Raw genomic sequence first — 15,867 nt, 5'->3', positions numbered from 1 at the left:
GAGGATGCACAATTACCCTGAAGTCTGCCTGAAATCGGGTCTCAGGTTTGTTTTCACTCTGTCTTGTAACATGTATCCTTATTTTAGGGTAGAACATCCGTTTCATTGCTATTCATAACGTGGTAATGAAAGATAAGGCCTTACGTCTCATGAATGCCTTTAATATTCATATAACGCCGGTCTTGGTTATCCAGGGGCGGCTTGACGTGATGTTTAGGCGTGCCTGTCACGGGAACGTCTGTTTTTAACGATTACATAATGAATTCGTCTAACACATCCATATGATTACATCGTATGGGTACATATTGTGTTTGGACTTAGAGGAAGGTGAGTGAGTCATGACAGCATCCAATGAATATCGTTTTCAAGTGAACCTGAGCGGGATGATCCAGATTTTATCCAACCATCTATATAGCAGTCCGAAAGTGTTCTTGCGAGAACTGATGCAGAATGCGACGGATGCGATTACCGCACGAACGGAGGCGGAGCCAGGGTATCAGGGTGAAGTGCGTGTTGAACTGACGGGAACAGGTGAGCAATTGACCATGATGGTGGAGGACAACGGCATCGGCTTGACTGAAGCTGACATCCATGAATTCCTGGCGATGATTGGACAATCCTCGAAGAGGGGGCAGCAAGCGCTGCTGGATGGAGAGACTTCGTTTATCGGGCGTTTCGGGATCGGGTTGTTATCCTGTTTCATGGTGAGTCACGAAATTGTCATGCTGACGCAATCCGCGAAGGGCGGCCCTTCGATGGAGTGGCGGGGCAAGCCGGATGGCACCTATACGATTCGACAGTTGGATACACAGCTGTCCCCGGGGACCAAAGTATATCTGCGTTGTACACCGGACGCAGCGCACTACTTTGAACCAGATTATGTGAAAGAAGCTCTGTTCTATTACGGAGCGTTATTACCGTATCCAGTCACGCTGGATCATGACGGAGCGCAACATGTGGTGAACAGCGAGACACCGATCTGGCTGATGGACCCTGCACTCGCACGCTCACGCAGAGCGGAGGTATTGGCATTTGGTGAACGGCTGCTTGGAGAGCAGTTCCAGGACTTCATTCCGTTGACGACAGCTTCAGGCCGTACCGGGGGTATTGCTTTTGTACTGCCACACGCGGTTAATCTGAATGCCAAGCGTTCTCACCGGGTTTACCTGAAGAGAATGCTGATTTCGGAGAAGGCTGAGAACATTTTGCCAGAATGGGCTTTCTTCGTGAAATGCCTGATCTGGACAGATGAGCTTCAACCGACGGCATCACGGGAACATTTTTATGAAAATGAAAAGCTGGAGGAAGTTCGCTCCGAACTTGGAGACGCACTTCGCAAGGGACTGGCCGACATGGCTGAGAGTCAGACGGAACGGCTACAGAAACTGATTCGCCTGCATGCCTTGTCCATGAAGGCACTGGCTGTACAGGATCAGGCATTCTATGCCATGATTCATCGCTGGCTGCCATTTGAGAGCACGAGGGGTCACCGTGAACTGGGTGAGCTAATCGATGAAGGAGAGAAGTTGTATTTCACGTCTTCTGTCGATGAGTACCGTCAGATTCACCATGTAGCATCCGCACAATCGATGCTGGTGATTAATGGTGGTTATATCTATGACGGTGAGTTGATGGAGACATTGCCGATGGCTGTGCATAATGTACAGACGGAGCGTCTACAACCGGACCAGGTTTCGATGAGTTTCACCGATGTATCTCCCGCTGAACGCAATCAATATTATGATGCATTGCGACTCGCAGATTCTGCCTTACAGCGCTTCCGTTGTCGGGCTGAGGTGAAAGGTTTCAAGCCATCGGATCTGCCGGTGTTGTTCACGCTGTCTCAGGAATCTTCAACACTTCGTGCACTGGAAAAAGCAAGCGAGGAGAGCACGGAATTGTTCTCATCCGTTCTGGGTTCATTGTCTTCTGGCATGAGTTCAGCAGGATACTCAACCTTGTATCTGAACGTGAGTAATCCGATCATTCAGCGGGTACTGACATCACCGGATGATCAGATGACACCGATTGCCATTGAAATGTTATATGTCAATGCACTGATGATGGGGCATTATGCGATGAGCAAACAGGAGCTTGAAGTGTTAAATCAGGGCATTGTTCGTTTTATAGATTGGGGTTTACGTGCAAATACAGATCGTAAGGGGGATGCCTGATGAAGACAGAGATGGATTTTGAAGAATTGATGGACGAGGCCTATGGCTTACCCAATGGTCCGGCGAAGCTTGGTATGCTGGAGGAAGCGGCAAGAGTTGCCGATGTCAATGGCATGGTTATGGAGGCGTACGAAGCACGCTCAGAGATTGTGGATGTAGCCACCTTCTGTGGATATCCGATGAAAGCTTTGATTGCTTTTTCCTGGCAGCTGGGCAAGTTCGACCAACAGCCCGAAGAATATGATGAAGAAACATTAATGTGGTCGTACAAATGGATATTGGGCAAGATGCCCGACTTCCCGGAAATATCACGCGAGAAGATCCTGGAGTTGTTGGAGGATTTTGGACGGCGTTTCAAGTCGTACGGTTACAGCGAACGCTCATACTGGTATTATCGGTTCCGGATCTTTATGGATTTTGGGGAGCTGGAGGAAGCGGGACGCAGTTATGATCGATTCAGAACGATGGACCGTGACTTTATGAGTGACTGCGAAGCCTGTGAGCAGGATGAGATTATGCGATATTTCCTGTTAAAAGGAGACGATGAGAAGGTGTTGGAGGCGGCACAGCCTATCCTGAAAGGGCGTATGAGCTGCGCGGAGATTCCTCATCTGACCTTGTCAGAGATTTTGATGCCGCTATACCGTCTGGGACGGACTGCAGAAGCAGATAAACATCAGACCAAGGGATATCGCCTGATCAAAGGCCAGAACGATTTTGTGCAGAGTTTTGCGGAACAGATGGATTATCTCACACGTACGAACCCTGCAAAAGGCATTGATGTGCTGGAGGAAACACTGGTGTTCGCTGCGGATCATGAAGATCCTTACGCCAAAATGTTGTTTTATGCCAGAGCAGCATCGTTGCTTCGCCGTTGGGCGGAAGAATCTCCAGAATACCGATTGCGTCTGCCAGCGTCCTTCCCGTATGAAGGCGATCCAGGCGATCTGCTCAAGCTGGCCGATTACTTTGCGGAGCATGCTCAGACCGCTGCAGCCAAGTTTGATCAGCGCAACGGGAACCACCATGTATCTTCGTTGATCGAATAGAGACGGATATCACTCAGTAACAGATCGCTATAATAATAAGTTATGAAAAGTAACGAAACAGGCTTGTTCAAGAAGGATCGTATCCTTCTGAACAAGCCTGTTTTTCTTGTCATAAGCATGATAAATCTAATCGGTATGAGATATTTTATTTTTATTGTGCTGATGCTGCAGAAGGGACCGGCGCTGGTACAGGAACCGGCGCAGTTTCAGATGTCTCCTCTGCAGGCTCGGCTCCTTCAGCAGGTTCAGCTTGCGGCTGCTGAGCAGCCATCAGTTCAGCGACGATTTGATCTGTTGGTTGGGTAAGCAGCGCATACATAATCGCAGCCTCTTCCTGACGAATCAGAGGTTTGCGGGAAAGTAAATCAATGGACCCATCTTCCAGCACTTTTACCTCAGGTCCATGGATACCAAGCTTCGCCATCATCTGAACGGCTGGTACAGCCCATGGGTCCGTGTGTCCCGCAAGTTTGACATCTGTGAACAGTTCACTAGGATATTGCAGTTGCAGAATTCTCCACATCATGACCATGGCTTCCTGTCGGATAATCACTTGATCCGGTTTAAACTGCGTTTCATCTGCGCCCGTAATCATACCCAATTCATATCCAAGTTGAATATAACCGGCTGCTTCATGGTCTGCCCAGTCGGTGCCTGCAGGAGGTGTTGTTTTGCTGGGCTTCAATCCACTCAGTTTAAGCGTGTTCTCAATAAATTCAGCTCGTGTCACAGCTGATTTTGGTTGGAAAGACTTGTTAGCATCATTCTCATAATATCCAAGAGATTGTATGGCATAGATGGCTTCAGCATAAGGACTGTTCTCACGAACATCCCGGAAGCCCATAGGCTTTTGTCCTTTTTTCTCATAACCCATAGGGTTGAGATAAGGTTCTTTCATGTATGTGGTACCATCTGTATATTCTTTGAATGCTGTGAATTGACCAGTCAATTCATCTTTGAAGAGATTATCTTCCACTTGAATCAGGTTGCGTTGACCCAGAAAAACATCCGAAATGCTCAGTTGTCCAGGCTCTGTACCTTCATTTTTCAGGGAGCTGACGATCGTGCTAATTCGTAAATCCGCGTACAATCCGGTGAAGCGTTGTAGCTCAGCTGCGGATTGCGGCGTGTATTCCTTGAACTGTACAGGCTCTGCATATTGCGGGAAGAAACTTTGAATGAATGCCGGGTAGAACAGATTACGAAGTGCTCCATTTTGATTATACGTCAGGAAAACGCCTGTATTTTGCTCGGGAATAAGGAAGAGATAAGAGCTGAATCCGGTCAGGTCGCCTCCTTTTGTAATGATACTTGGATTACTTCCTGCTCCGGGAAGCTGAAATGCAGCTTCGAATCCATACGTGGTGTTTGGTAACAGTGGATGAATGGAAGACCGGTACTGTTCCATGCTTTTCACTGTGGATTCCTTGAGAATACGCTCGTTGTCTTTCACGCCATCATTCAGGAACGCAATCATGAACTTCCCGATGTCTTCTGCGGTAGACAACATGCCACCTTGAGGCATTGGTGTTGGAGAGATGGTGTACAGATCAAGCGGATTGTGTGCCGCATCATAGCCTGTAGCAAGCTGCTTCTGGAACTTTTTGTCCAGCACGAAACTGCTGTTATCCATTCCCAACGGTTTGAAGATATGCTGTTGCATGTAGGATTCAAAAGGCTCGCCGCTTACATTCTCGACAATCATGCCAAGCAGCAAAAACGAAAAATTATCGTACATGTAGGCGCTACCAGGCTCTCGAACGACAGGAGGCATGTGTTGCTGTGCGTAATCCTCCATCGCTATGTACTTGTCAAAATCAGTATGGATGTCTTCCTGCTGCGGATCACGGATCTCGAATCCGGTCGTATGGGTGAGCAGGTTCTCCACAGTTACAGGTTTGTCAAAAGGATTATCGAATTCGAGCCCTTTCACATAGGTCTGAAAATCAGCTTGCAGATCAACCTTGCCTTGCTCCACCAGCTGCATTACAGCAGCAGACGTGAACGTTTTGGAGACAGAGGCTACACGGAAGGCCGTATTTTTCGGATCGATCGCTGTCTTGCTCTCCACATCGGAGAAGCCATAGCCTTTTTCCGCCAGAACTTTGCCATCCTTCACAACAACAACGGAGGCTCCCACATAATGGGCTTTTGCCTCAGGTGAATCGAAGAATGAATCCAGAAATGCTGTAGCCGATTCAGTTGTCAGCGCTTTCGTCTTTCCTTGTTCAGCAGCTACTGGAGTCGCTGTCTCCGCCTGGACTGCGGGTACCCATAGACTGAGAGACAGAACCACAGCCATGAAAGCTCCTGTTAGGGAGGTGAACCTGAAACGGGTCTTTCGTTTGGATAAATGCATGCAAACACTCCTTTATGAAAATATTTACAAAATAGTTACTTACCCATGTATTACTGATTACTCGCACGATAGGTTTCACGATAATAGATTCCAATGTTGGCAATCCAGATCACAGAGAGCATTACAATTGGGAATGGAGCAAAGGTAAAGAGCATCGAATATAGAAACATAGAGACCATTCCAACACCAAGAAGTACATTCATCATCTGAAAAGAACGATAGGCTGCGCGATACACGATCCATTTCTCACCTTCATCTAATTTCTCGAAGTGATCTTTTTTCATATTGCGCGAGTTCAAATCCAGCGCACGATCAGGGAAATAAAGGTTGTATCGCTTCACAGTCAGAGTTTGCACGACCACAACGATGATAATAGAGATGCACGAAGCAACAAGATTCAAGAGGTTAAACAGTTCTGGAGAATTCGGCATGGTTCGGTTGGATGCATACAAGGACAAGGCAAGTGCTGCCCAGGTAAACGTAAGAATAACACTGAATCCGCTGAGTATCATCGCTTTTCCGAGGGAGCGCTCTGCGGGAGAGATGAGTGAATCGGAGTCTCCATATGCATCATCTTCCATGGGAGGGACAGATGGCGTGCGGGAGAGACTGAAGATGTTCCACACCGTCATAACTACCACAAGAGCCGCCAGTATTGCGAATAAAAGATCATAGTCATAGTACACGGACAGCGTCCAGTTCAAGTCAGAAGGGACTTTACTGACTCCGCTAGCTCCGAGAAAACCAACTACAGCGCCACCTGCTGCATACAAGGGAAGACGCAACCGCTTTTTAATGGACGAGGATGATGAATTTTTCATTTTAATCTCCACCTTTCAGTTCAAAGATTTTTTCGACAGGTTCACGAAATACATGTGCTATTTTTAGTGCCAGAACGACCGACGGAGAGTAATCTCCACGCTCAATCAGGGCAATGGTTTGACGGGATGCACCAATGAGTTTGGCCAGTTCCGCTTGGGATAGCCGGTCTCTGGCTCGTAACTCCCGAACGTGATTGTGTAATTCTTCCACTTGCTCACCTCCATGAACCTAATGTACATGATATTTTACTAAATGTAAACTATAATATACAAAATGTTAAAGATAATTTACCTGTATGCGATGAGATTGGTCATGAAAAAGAGAGCCTGGCAGGCTCCCTTGGATGATTATTTTGTTGTCGGAAAAGTTGTCGGAAAAGTGAAATCAAGATGCATCTGCACACGGCAGATGTTGATTCTGTTCCTCTGCCTTCCGAAGTAACATTCGGAAAAAGATGAGCGCTCCAAGCCCCATCAGGATATACAGACCAGCCATCGCATAGGAGGGCAGAAAGGCTCCAATAGTTAACCCAATACTGCCGAGGAGGGCAGCAACGTTATAACTCAACCCGTCAGCAGCCATATAGGCAGCACGGTCCGAATCTGGAATCATACCCGCGAGCATGACCAGACGAACAGGGGCGTACATCAATTCTCCAATGGTCAGCAATATAGCGGAGAAGATAAGTAACCAGGCCCAGTTGCTGAAAGCAAGTACGGTGAAACCTGCGGTATAGAGGAGCATACCGACAGTCATGATAGATCGGGACTGGAAGCGACCTATCCATTTGGAGAATGGAATGGCAACCAAGGCGACCAGTACGGTGTTGATGACCATGATTAGGCTGAACATATGCAAACCTGAGATATCTGAGCCGAACAGTTGAGCGGTGAATTCATTTTTTAGACGAACAGCGATGTATTTATCCAACTGAAATTCCAGGGAGACTGCAAGTACCGTAGCCGTGAAAAATATCATGAAACGTTTGTCCTGAAAGACCGCCCAGTACGTTTTCAGTATGTTCCTCTGGATGGGAGCATCGCCATAACCTAATGCGCGTTTATACATTGTTTCACGAATCATGAAGACCAAAATAAACAGGGTAGCTATACTTTCTAGGCATACCAGACTGAACAATAGGAAACGAAATGATTCGAAAAATAGCCCGCCCATCAGTGCGCCAAAGGTTACAGCAACGTTTGTTGTCCAATATTGCAATCCATATACATAGTGACGTTCATGTTCACTGCTCACGTCGACAATCATGGCATTAGCAATCGGCACTGTGATCCCTGAACTGAGACTGCTGAGCAGAAACATGAGACAAGTGACAATGATCGAATCCATCCACGGTGAATTTGCGATGGCCAAACAAAATAAGGCCACTACCTGCAGAGTTTGTGCAATCACCATTAACTTCTTCCGTCCAATTCGATCAGACCAATATCCTGCCCACAATCCAACAATCATGGAAGCTACAATATTGACCGTCAGCAATACCCCCGCCATACCTGCGCCAATCTGAACACTCAGATAGATCGCCATGAATGGAATGATGGACTTCTGGGTCAAATCGGTGAAAAAATCAGTAATGATTCGTATCCTGATGTTAGGGTGCAAATCGGCGTATTTCATAAGTCGTTCTTCTTCCTTCCCACTGGTCATGTTGATGTTACTGAGTATAATGGAGGAAAACCTGAAGAAAAACTGTAGAAGCAACCAGGAAGATTTCGTATTTTAGCAGAATGAGGAAGGAAATTAAAAGATAGAAATTTAGAATGAGAAGAAGGTAGGGCATATATGGACGTATCAGAACATTACATTCAACTGCGGTTAAACTTTCCACATGTGCATGATGAACAAGAAGTACATACAACGGTAGGTGAACTTGCCGATCTTTTATGTTGTACGATGCGAAACATGAACCTCATTATGAACAAATTCAAGGAGAACGGATGGGTCAGGTGGAACCCTCAGCGTGGCAGAGGCAAAAAATCGATGCTGGTATTTTACGTCCCGTTGCTTGAAGTGGCGCATGAACGGTTCGACTATCTACTGAATGGCAACAGGATGGAGGATGCCTATGAACTGGCCGCTACCTTGCCAATACCGATGCGAGAACATTTGATGCAACAAATGCAGCATCAATTCGGTCTGCGTTCGAATGATGGGGACAGAGGCCGAGTGGATACATTGCGGATTCCGCAGAATACACCATTTAAGACTCTCGACCCAACGCAAACAGGGATGTGGGGAGAAGTTTTCATCATTGCAGAGGTCTATGATCGTTTGGTTCGTTATAATGCTGAACGCCAAGTCTGTGAGCCGAGTCTGGCTATGGCATGGGAGAGTCATGCGGATGGAAGGGAATGGACCTTTTATCTGCACAAAGGCATACCTTTTCATCATGGAAGGATACTGGATGCCGAGGACGTCAAGTTTACCTTTGATCGCATTATCTCTGACAAGAGTAACCCGTGCAGGCCTTTGTTTGGGTCCATTGAGAGCATAGAAGCGTATGACCAGTTGACTGTACGTTTTGTGTTGAATAAGCCCAACTTCATGTTCCTGGATCTAATGAGCAGTATGTGTGCATCTATCCTGCCTAGAGATGTGGAGATGACCCCACTTAATCCAATTGGCACAGGACCTTATCGGTTGACTCGTCATGATTCGAAGCTGCTTGTGCTTGAGGTATTCCTTGCTTATTTCAAAGGGCGGGCTTATGTGGATCGTGTTGAAGTGTGGCAGCTCCCCCACTCGGGCAAAGCGGAGTCCATCATCAAACATGATTTATTTCCGGATGCACAACCTCGTGCTGTACAGCATGAGATGCAGGGCGGAGTGTATATGACGTTTAATATGCAAAAGGAAGGGCCGCAGCATGATGTGAATTTTCGCCGGGCTGTTCAACAGCTATTGAATGCGCAGGAGTTGTCGGAAGCACTCGGAAGCCCGAACACGCAGGCTGCTTATAGTCTGATTCGAGGACGAGTACAGAAGCAACATCTTACGGAGGGTGCGGATCAAAGGGAGCTATGGAAACAGCAATCGGAACAATCGGATGGTTCGGTCACACCTGAAACAGTACTTTCTGTCGAGACCTCACTGGCGCGGGCCTCAGTATTATTGCGTCGTAGCTCTTACCAAGGGCAGAGTTTAAGTCTGTGGGTGGAAGAAGGAGAGAAGATGGAGGCAGATATGGTCTGGTTTGCAGAGAGATGTAAACAGATTGGCCTACATATTAACATTATCGCGGGAGATCCGGTTCATGCAGTCTATCAAGATGGATTCAGGGATTGTGATCTGATCTATACGGGAGAAGTGTTCAATGATCATATCGTGCTGAGTCTGGTGACGATGTATACCTTTCAGAACACATTATTCCTGATTGCGATGAATGATTACTGGAGACATGAACTGGAACAGGAATGTGGACGAGTGATCATGATCCAGGAACCTGCGGAGCGGTTGAATAGATTGATTCAGCTAGAAGATCGATTGATTCGGGAGGCGTTGCTTCTGCCCGCGTACAGCTTCAGGGAGGAACACGCCCATCATGAATCGCTGCGAGATTATCGTGTTGCGGGTTATGGTCTGCCTGATCTTCGCAGATTGTGGGTGAAGAGAAATCCCGGTGCCGCTGAAGAGGATGCGAGTTACCCGGTGTATATTCCGTTGTGGTAGGTAGGTTTGGCTACCACAATGGAAATGAAGCAAGTGTTCTCTATATAAATTGAATTAAACATTTATACAAAACGGAGAGGACAGAAATAACCTGAAGAAGCAGAGCGTTCGCCTTTATCCCCGGATTTTCCCTTTATGAAAAGAAATCAAAGAAATCTGGGGATAACAGCGATCAGAAGGTTGTTCTGCCATCAGAGTGACCAGTGTAAACATTAATTAGTTTAATTTATATAGGTTTTGATCATTTACGAAACCCTAATGAATTCAATAGGCTTTGTACCCGGTTCAAGCAACAAAGGAATGGAGATGGATTGTGCAACTTCTGATTCATTCAGGGCGAACGTATACGTGACCTTCAGACCGAATAACACAAATTCGACGGAAAACGTATCTTTTCCGGTGTATTCCATAGGCATTTCGATGGCGTTAAAGGTTGCTTGTAACCCGTCCGATGTTTCCTTAATAGACATCTCGCCATAACCAGGATTCGTGTAAATACCTGCATAAGTGATGAGAGGACGATCACAAGGTGTAATGTGAGGTTCTTCAACTTTTTCCTCAACGGCAGAGTCTGGCTGAATAGGTACTTCCAAAGGATTCTCCGGATTAGTCTCCGTTTCTGCTGATGCTTTCCCCATTAATTTGCTCATTCTGGAACTCCAATTGACGGGTTCCAATCCAAGCAGTCGGTCCATGATATGAAAAGCAACCGTATATGGAATAACACTTCCGTTGGTATTGCTCAGTACTACGATCCCGATCTGCTCCTCTGGCAAAAAGGCAACCTGTGATGCGAAGCCATCAATAGCCCCACCATGATGAATCATGGCATGTCCACGATATGGCTCAATCATCCAGCCCAGACCATATGTACTCACAGGCAGTTCTTGGCTTATGAACGGCGAATCACTGGGCATCTGAGGACTATGCATAATCTTCATCTGTTCCTTAGAGATCAATGATTTTCCTTTCCATTCTCCTGAATGCAATTGGAACTGAAGCCATGCAATCATATCGACTAGATTACTGTTAATGGAACCAGCGGGTCCTATGGTATCGATGGCTCGAAAAGGAGTTCTAATATTCTGACCATCTTTCTCTATATAAGGACAGGCATAGTCAGTCTGAAGCTGCATCTCATCGACAGAGAATAGGCTTGAGTTCATACCTAGTGGGTCAAATAGAGACTTCTGAACAACCTCTTCCCACGAATTTTCTTTCAATTGTCCAACCAGATAACCTGCCGTCATGTACATCAGGTTCTGATACTGCCATTTGTTTCGGAAATCTTGATTTGGCTCCAGATACTGTAATGTACGAACAAGTTCTTCTCTTGTGCGTGGGGAGTTGTACCATACCAACTCATGCCTTGGAAGACCGGAGCGATGACACAACATGTCGCGAATAGTGAGACGTTCTGTTGCGACCGTATCGAACATCTTGAAGTCTTTCATATACGACTTCACAGGGGTATCCCAGTCCAGTATCCCCTGATCCACAAGCAGAGCAGCGGTTGCTGCGGTAAAGGCTTTGGTACTTGAACCGATGGCAAACAACGTATTAGGGGTAACTTCAAGTTTGGACTCCAGGTCACGATAACCGTAGCCCTTTTGCCAGATGACTTCATTCTTATGAATCACAGCCACCGCTGTGCCGATACCATTCCATAATCGAAGCTGCTCGTCGATGAATTCATCCAGTCCTTCCAGTGATGTACGAAGCTTAGTTGTCGTCATACCTTCCCCTCCCAATATTCAATAAACGAATAATTTCCTACAATCCACTATGCCTTTTCTGGATAAAGTTAACATCCTCCCCGAGACTGATTTTGCGTAGCAATGCCGTATTAACGGACTTCACCGATTGCTTGTCAAACTAGTCCGCATATATCGAACAAGTCCCTCATAACATGTACTAATCAAGTAGGGGTTCTGCTGCAAGCACAATCCTGAAGTGAAAACATGTGCTAAAGGGGATGATGTCATGCGCCGAATATCATGGATGCTTGCCATGGTATTGGTCTTATCGGCCTTACTTGCCGCCTGCGGGAAGAAGGATGCGGCAGCTGTGGTCAAAGATCTGAACGAAGTCGTAGGAGAGATGGAAAGTTACCAGGGGGCAGGCGTGATGACGCTGCATACCGGAGATACGCCGCAGCAGTACAAGGTCGAGGTATGGCATCAGAAGCCTTCCTATTATCGTATTGCGTTAACGAATGCCAAAAAGGATGTAACACAGATTGTACTGCGTAACGATGAAGGCGTGTTTGTTTTGACGCCGAGCCAGAACAAAAGCTTCCGTTTTCAGAGCAATTGGCCAGATAATCAGGGACAGGTATATCTCTATGAAACATTGATTCGGAGCATTACGGGGGATACAACCCGTCAGTTTGCGGATGAGAAGGAGAGCTATGTTTTTGATGTAGCTGCCAATTATAATACACACGCACTTGTCAGACAGAAAATCTGGCTGAACAAATCGGATTACGCACCTAAACAGGTGGAGGTATCCGACTCCAATGCCAATGTGGTTGTGGATGTGAAGTTTGACTCCTTCAAATTCGGGACTGAATTTGAGAAAGATGCATTTGATATGCAACGTAACATGACAGCCAATACAGAAGAAGGCGGCAAAACAGGAACGGATTCTGGTGTAACTCCTGCGGAGCAAACAGGTGAGGGCGGTAAAGAACCTGCCAATCCTCAGACAGCGCCTGAACCTGATGGAGCCGTTACTGATGGACAGTCGGGTGTAGGTGGTGACACAGAGCAGCAAGGTACAGAGGGTGCTGCAACAGGTCAGGAAGGCGAAGAACCAACGCTTGCAGAGCCGGAAGGGGCAGACAGTTTTGGTGTAATTCAGCCGACTTATGCGCCAGAAGGTGTGCAGCTCAAGGATGATCAGATTCTGGAAGAGGCTGGGGACTATTCGGTTATGCTTCGTTATGAAGGAACATATAATTACACGATATTCGAAGCCAGACCGCAGGATCGAGCCGTATCGCTTGCTCCATCCAGTGTAGTGGATCTTGGATTCACACTGGGGATGATCAGCGGAGATGCGTTGCAGACACTGACATGGATGACAGATGGTATAGAGTATCGGATCACCAGTGCAGACCTGCCTCAGAACGAAATGGTACGCATTGCAACATCGATGCAGGAAGAGTCAGGCAAATGATTTTTGAACGAATGAACGAATAGTAGCATAAACATAAGGAATGCTAAGAAGCATCGGAGACCCGTTCTCCGGTGCTTTGCTTTGATGTAAGACAGGTATTCATCTGGCGCCGTTTTTCTTACTCAATACACCCAATAATGCAAAATGCGCTTCTACGCAGAGGGAACCGGGTAAATAATCGATATAAGCAGATTTTGCTGGGGTGGGAAAGTGGAATTTAGCCCTGCCAATCTCGCTTATTGGTCTTCTTCTGTGTTCGCATTTGTTCCTCAAACGGCGCACCTTACATCTGTTTTTGAATGCGAAACTTCGGTTCATTTGACAGTCACATGCTGGAGCATTACGATGGAGTCTGACGTGAGCCGGATTAAGATAATTAGAGAAGGTGACTTAACGTGCAAGGACAATATCGGCCGACCCAAGCGGACATCAATTTGGATCATTTGTGTACTAACGTAGAAGCTTTCCGCGAGGCATTGCCTCAGGGCATGAAATTCCTCGCCTGTGTGAAGGCCAATGCCTATGGACACGGAGCGGTGGAGACGGCTAGAGAACTGGAACGAGTGGGTGTGGATTACTTAAGTGTGGCTTTTCTTGACGAAGCTCTGGAACTGCGACAACATGGGATTACGATTCCAATTCTGGTATTGGGTTATACGCCGCCTGAAGGGATCGCTGTTGCATGGCAACATGATGTGACCGTCACACTGTTCAGCAGGGAAGTGCTTGACGCCATTCGACATCTGGATGCGAGCACATTCGCTAACAAACTGAAGGTTCATATTAAAATCGACAGCGGCATGGGCCGATTAGGCCTGTTGCCTGGCGATGAGGCATTGGCTTTCATTCAGGAAGTAGCTTCGCTCAATCAGGTGATGCTGGAAGGCATGTTTACCCATTTTGCCAGAGCAGATGAAGAAGACAAAACCTATACACTGGAGCAGTATAGACGGTTCCAAGGCGTGGTTCATGCGCTCAGGGATCAGGGATGTTCCATCCCGATTATACATACGGCGAACAGCGCCGCTGCCATTGATACACCGGAATTGTCCTATGACATGGTACGTGTGGGAATAAGCCTGTACGGACTGTATCCTTCGGCTGAGGTGAATCATCAGGTGGTGAAGCTGTCCCCGGTATTGACGCTGAAGACAAAAGCGGTTCTGGTCAAAACACTGCCACCCCATTGGGGGATCAGTTACGGAACCCGTTATTTTACGCAAGGTTACGAACGAATAGCGACCCTGCCGATCGGATATGCAGACGGATTCTCCAGAATGCTGACAGGTAAAGCACAAGTGCTTGTACGCGGCCGCCGCGTCCCTGTCGTCGGTACGATCTGCATGGATCAGTGTATGGTGTCGTTACAATCTTTCGCGGAAGAGGCGGAAGAAATTCAAGTCGGCGAAGAGGTTGTCCTCATCGGTCATCAGTCTGGTGGCGTTATAACCGCAGACGAGGTGGCATCCCAGCTCGGTACGATTGCTTATGAAGTGATCTGCATGATGGCGCACCGTATTCCGCGGGTATATACCCGCGGGGGAGCAGTAGTCGCCAGAATCAATCCACTTTTGACATCCTGATAGTTAAACTGGACGTCATTACCAATAAACTTTTTTTCAGAACAGAAGGAAAACTGTCGGAGCATCTCGAATTATGTATGACGGTAAGGATTTAATTCCTGAATTGAGATGTTTGGTCTGTACGAATATTGTTCCCCGTGTTTATAATGGAGTACAGCATACTTGATATACTCGGGGCATATATATTCCTTTGTATAAAAGTTCTGGAAAAACGTAATACTGGTTCACAATGGCGAAAGGTTTGTGGGGGTGGAAGAAAGGTGGCCAACTTGCAGAACACCAAGCGGATCATGATCAGTTTACCTGATTATCTTTTGCAGGAAGTGGATGGCATCGTAGCGCTGGAGAATTCCAACCGCAGCGAATTGATTAGGCAGGCTATGAAGCTGTATTTAACGGAGCGTAAGAAACGTTACATCCGTGAAACGATGCAGCGAGGGTACATGGAGATGGCAAAAATTAATCTGACCATGGCATCCGAAGCCTTTCATGCGGAGGAAGATGCGGACAGCACTCTGGACCGCTTAGTTAGCGGGGTGTAGACATTGATCGTAAAACGTGGTGACGTTTTTTTTGCGGATCTTTCTCCCGTTGTCGGTTCCGAGCAAGGTGGAGTCAGGCCGGTTCTGGTGATCCAGAATGATATCGGCAACCGGTTCAGTCCAACTTGTATTGTGGCGGCTATCACCGCCCAGATTCAGAAGGCAAAGCTGCCAACGCATGTTGAAATTGATGCGGCGGCACATGGCTTTGACCGGGACTCGGTTATTTTGCTCGAACAAATACGGACGATTGATAAGCAGAGGTTGACTGACAAGATTACCCATCTGGACGAGGAGACCATGAAATTGGTCAACGAAGCCTTACAGATCAGCCTTGGTTTAATTGATTTTTAGGCAGTAACCAGCGTCTTGTACGCTGCCCTGCCGTCCGTTGGCAATGGATGTTCCTGTAAGGGAACACACTGAATTCAGACTGTAACCAAAAGAGCGTATGACAACCTTCGGGCTGTT

12 protein-coding genes are annotated in these 15,867 nt (G+C 47.0%); 7 read left to right on the top strand and 5 right to left on the bottom strand.

Going from position 1 to position 15,867, the window contains the following annotated elements; translation table 11 throughout:
- Nucleotides 1-338 precede the first annotated feature (338 nt).
- The gene (locus NSQ38_RS29030) at nucleotides 339-2,174 is read left to right on the top strand and encodes an HSP90 family protein (RefSeq protein ID WP_339785561.1); all 1,836 of its coding nucleotides are present in this window, start codon (nucleotides 339-341) and stop codon (nucleotides 2,172-2,174) included.
- Nucleotides 2,174-3,223, top strand: a complete 1,050-nt coding sequence (locus NSQ38_RS29025; protein WP_339785559.1) for a hypothetical protein — start codon at nucleotides 2,174-2,176, stop codon at nucleotides 3,221-3,223. The genes NSQ38_RS29030 and NSQ38_RS29025 overlap by 1 nt, the downstream gene beginning before the upstream one ends.
- Before the next feature lie 151 nt (nucleotides 3,224-3,374).
- Here the strand turns inward: NSQ38_RS29025 and NSQ38_RS29020 are convergent, their stop codons facing one another.
- The 4 genes from NSQ38_RS29020 to NSQ38_RS29005 all read right to left on the bottom strand — a co-directional run bounded on the left by NSQ38_RS29020 (nucleotide 3,375) and on the right by NSQ38_RS29005 (nucleotide 8,039).
- Nucleotides 3,375-5,582 carry a serine hydrolase gene (locus NSQ38_RS29020; protein ID WP_339785556.1) on the bottom strand — a complete coding sequence of 736 codons (2,208 nt, stop codon included), beginning with the start codon at nucleotides 5,580-5,582 and terminating at the stop codon, nucleotides 3,375-3,377.
- Between the two features lie 50 nt (nucleotides 5,583-5,632).
- Nucleotides 5,633-6,403, bottom strand: coding sequence for a DUF3169 family protein (locus NSQ38_RS29015; protein WP_339785554.1), 771 nt, complete (start codon nucleotides 6,401-6,403; stop codon nucleotides 5,633-5,635).
- A gap of 1 nt (nucleotide 6,404) precedes the next feature.
- Nucleotides 6,405-6,614, bottom strand: a complete 210-nt coding sequence (locus tag NSQ38_RS29010; RefSeq protein WP_017690042.1) for a helix-turn-helix transcriptional regulator — start codon at nucleotides 6,612-6,614, stop codon at nucleotides 6,405-6,407.
- Between the two features lie 174 nt (nucleotides 6,615-6,788).
- Nucleotides 6,789-8,039, bottom strand: a complete 1,251-nt coding sequence (locus tag NSQ38_RS29005; protein WP_339785551.1) for an MFS transporter — start codon at nucleotides 8,037-8,039, stop codon at nucleotides 6,789-6,791.
- A 165-nt stretch (nucleotides 8,040-8,204) separates the two neighbouring features.
- Here NSQ38_RS29005 and NSQ38_RS29000 point away from each other — a divergent pair, with 165 nt between their 5' ends.
- Complete coding sequence (locus NSQ38_RS29000) at nucleotides 8,205-10,091, top strand: ABC transporter substrate-binding protein (protein WP_339785549.1); 1,887 nt, start codon at nucleotides 8,205-8,207, stop codon at nucleotides 10,089-10,091.
- A 245-nt stretch (nucleotides 10,092-10,336) separates the two neighbouring features.
- On the opposite strand, the gene NSQ38_RS28995 is transcribed toward NSQ38_RS29000, so the two are convergent.
- A complete protein-coding gene (locus NSQ38_RS28995) occupies nucleotides 10,337-11,827 on the bottom strand; it encodes a serine hydrolase (RefSeq protein WP_339785547.1) in 1,491 nt (496 codons plus the stop codon).
- A 247-nt stretch (nucleotides 11,828-12,074) separates the two neighbouring features.
- Here NSQ38_RS28995 and NSQ38_RS28990 point away from each other — a divergent pair, with 247 nt between their 5' ends.
- The 4 genes from NSQ38_RS28990 to NSQ38_RS28975 all read left to right on the top strand — a co-directional run bounded on the left by NSQ38_RS28990 (nucleotide 12,075) and on the right by NSQ38_RS28975 (nucleotide 15,750).
- Nucleotides 12,075-13,271 carry a DUF4367 domain-containing protein gene (locus NSQ38_RS28990; RefSeq protein WP_338592156.1) on the top strand — a complete coding sequence of 399 codons (1,197 nt, stop codon included), beginning with the start codon at nucleotides 12,075-12,077 and terminating at the stop codon, nucleotides 13,269-13,271.
- A 395-nt stretch (nucleotides 13,272-13,666) separates the two neighbouring features.
- The gene (gene alr, locus NSQ38_RS28985) at nucleotides 13,667-14,854 is read left to right on the top strand and encodes an alanine racemase (RefSeq protein ID WP_339785545.1); all 1,188 of its coding nucleotides are present in this window, start codon (nucleotides 13,667-13,669) and stop codon (nucleotides 14,852-14,854) included.
- A gap of 260 nt (nucleotides 14,855-15,114) precedes the next feature.
- Nucleotides 15,115-15,396, top strand: a complete 282-nt coding sequence (locus tag NSQ38_RS28980) for a ribbon-helix-helix protein, CopG family (RefSeq protein WP_017690037.1) — start codon at nucleotides 15,115-15,117, stop codon at nucleotides 15,394-15,396.
- 3 nt (nucleotides 15,397-15,399) lie between these two features.
- A complete protein-coding gene (locus NSQ38_RS28975) occupies nucleotides 15,400-15,750 on the top strand; it encodes a type II toxin-antitoxin system PemK/MazF family toxin (RefSeq protein WP_024630714.1) in 351 nt (116 codons plus the stop codon).
- Nucleotides 15,751-15,867: the final 117 nt, after the last annotated feature.

The sequence above is a fragment of the Paenibacillus sp. FSL R7-0313 genome (genome assembly GCF_037969885.1).
Lineage (GTDB): Bacteria > Bacillota > Bacilli > Paenibacillales > Paenibacillaceae > Paenibacillus.
The sequence above is the reverse complement of the archived record's forward strand: the minus strand, read 5'-3'. Positions and strand labels throughout refer to the sequence as shown.